This is a genomic window from Aeromonas sp. QDB56 (assembly GCF_027705505.1).
GTDB classification, from domain to species: domain Bacteria; phylum Pseudomonadota; class Gammaproteobacteria; order Enterobacterales; family Aeromonadaceae; genus Aeromonas; species Aeromonas caviae.
Genome location: NZ_JAPDBZ010000248.1, coordinates 1 through 2,216 on the forward strand (window position 1 = coordinate 1; position 2,216 = coordinate 2,216).

2 protein-coding genes are annotated in these 2,216 nt (G+C 44.9%); one reads left to right on the top strand and one right to left on the bottom strand.

Annotated elements, in window-relative coordinates; all coding sequences use genetic code 11:
* Positions 1-99 precede the first annotated feature (99 nt).
* On the bottom strand, positions 100-975 hold the full coding sequence (locus OKB81_RS20120) for a hypothetical protein (RefSeq protein ID WP_270670089.1): 876 nt from the start codon (positions 973-975) through the stop codon (positions 100-102).
* Positions 976-1,096: 121 nt separating this feature from the next.
* Between OKB81_RS20120 and OKB81_RS20125 the strand changes: the two genes are divergently transcribed.
* Positions 1,097-2,158 (top strand): hypothetical protein, encoded by a 1,062-nt coding sequence (locus tag OKB81_RS20125; protein WP_270805423.1) that lies wholly within the window; start codon positions 1,097-1,099, stop codon positions 2,156-2,158.
* Positions 2,159-2,216 lie beyond the last annotated feature (58 nt).

The window sequence follows — 2,216 nt, forward strand, 5'->3', positions numbered from 1 at the left end:
AAAAGAGAGTAATAGATCAGAACGGCCGATCGCCGTCAAGCACTGAAAATAGCAAAATCAGGTGCGGAATGACGGATTTATAAATTCAGAAAGTTTTTTTCAGTGTTCGTTCTTCTTAGTAAAGGCGGCAGAAACTTTTTTTAAATCTGCAAGCTGTTGTTCATTAAAGTTCAAAAGTGGTTGCTGTTGAAATTTGTAAGTTTCAGGTGAGGGTATTATGGTGGGATTGTTTTCAGTCGTCAGTGTAATTTGATCACTCGCATGCACGCAGAGTTTGAGTCGTTGTTCAATTAGGGCCCGTTTGGGCGTGACAGCCTGGCTCTTCAGGCTGATAGTTGACATTCGCCGCGATAGGCCGTTATTGCCTTCTTTTATAAACTCTTCCAATAGGTTGGTAGTTATTCGCTCTATTTCTGAAATATTGGATTCAGAGTCTAGTTGTGGGCTATGTCTGGTCTTAAATATGTTTAGATCTATAAGGCTGAGAGTCAGCAGTTTGGAAAATATTTCCGCATTTTTCTTATAGTCATCAGCGTTTCTGCGTAGGTTATCGTCAGTGCTTGTATTTATTTTAGATTTGAGGCGTTCATTGTAGAAATAAACTTCCTGCTGTTCTTTGCTCCATGGAATTAGTTTTTCAATTGTCTCAGCCAGACTTAAACTAAGCTCTTTTGAAATACGATCAAGTTGCTGCTTTGTTTTTACTGGCAGAACGATGCTGTATGCCCTCTTGTCTTTTTTCTTTCCTCTGTACTTTCTCTGGGCCCATGCACCCCGCATGCGCCCTAAGAATTCTCTATATTCCGCGCTTTCAGGCTGACCCTGATCCCACTCTATGAGCTGTTGGTAAGCCGTCTCCCCTATGTAACGGGTGTGCCGGAATACGGAGGCGCTGCTCTTCTCCTTCAGATAACCCCAGGCCCATTGGATCTGGGACGTGTTTTTGGGGGATATCCATTTCAATCGTTCTGACATGCGGCTTCTCAAGGAGATTTTAAGGTGACACGTTATATCACGCGTCATATCACGCGTGATAATTTGGTTTATAACAGGGTGTGATATGATGAAAAAAACGTTTTAATGCGGGTTTCTGAGCATGAGCTATCTATCACTTCTTCGACTTCACCTACCAGATATCAGCCCTGAAGCTAAATTTTTGCTGCTCAGATTTCTACAGAAGTACGGTGAAGGTCGATCAGTTCGTCGAGGAGTGGCTGCCTTTGCTGCCGATTTAGGCGTTTCTGGACCGATGGCTAAGCGAGGGTTGCACGAGTTGACGACTGGAGGCTTTCTTAGCCAATGTGAAAGTCGCTCGGAATTTGAGTGCTCCCAGACTCTGCGAGAAACCCTAGCCTCCGAAAGCGTGAAAGGTGTAGCCGATTCTTTGTATCAGCTAGCAGATCATGTTCTAAATCCTGCCACGGAGTTGATCAGCCTCAAGTCTTACGATCGGCGGATGAGCGATATGAGTCTTGACGCTGTTGCGCCCGCTGAACGAAAAGAAGCTGCAAGGAAGATGCTCAGGGAAGCTGCAAGTGGTACGAATCGATTGCTGCTCGCTGTCCTCCTAGTTCATGCTGACGAATTTGGGGTGGTTCGTGGGCTGGGTATTTCTGATCTGTGCGCCCTGACGGGACTCAAACGAGAAAGGCTTGAAATGCATCTTTTCAAGCTCAACGAACTGGGCGCAATACGCTTCAAGATTGCTGGATTTAGCGGTTCAAGGATCCTGGGCAGCCTGAAAACGATTTACTATCTAAATCTGCATCACCGATGTTTTTATAATTCCAACAGCACCTTGATGGTCTTCGTTTTAAAAGCAAAAAGTGATTATAGAAATAATGTAGATCTGCTGGCAGAGAAAATTTTCTTAACCGAAGAAGGGGCTTGTGGTTTTTACTGGCCGCTCACTGCGGTGGACCCCTTGGGGCCAGTAAAGTTATTTGATGATATCGTGGTGTCGTCCCTGCTTAACTCGAAGTTGGCGGGTGGCGGGCGCGCTGAGCTATTAATGCTGCGGGCGATTGTAGATCAACATGTCTCCTCACTTCTTTCAATGCACTGGAATAAACTTTGCGCTAAGGAATTGTTTACGGATCTGGGGTTGTTAGAAACTATAAAATCACAGGTTAAGCTCCCTTCATGTACAGGACCTTAAGCGTTGAGTCCCTTTAAAACTCCTTCCAAGGTCCTGTTCTGTATCGATTTTCTCTGCT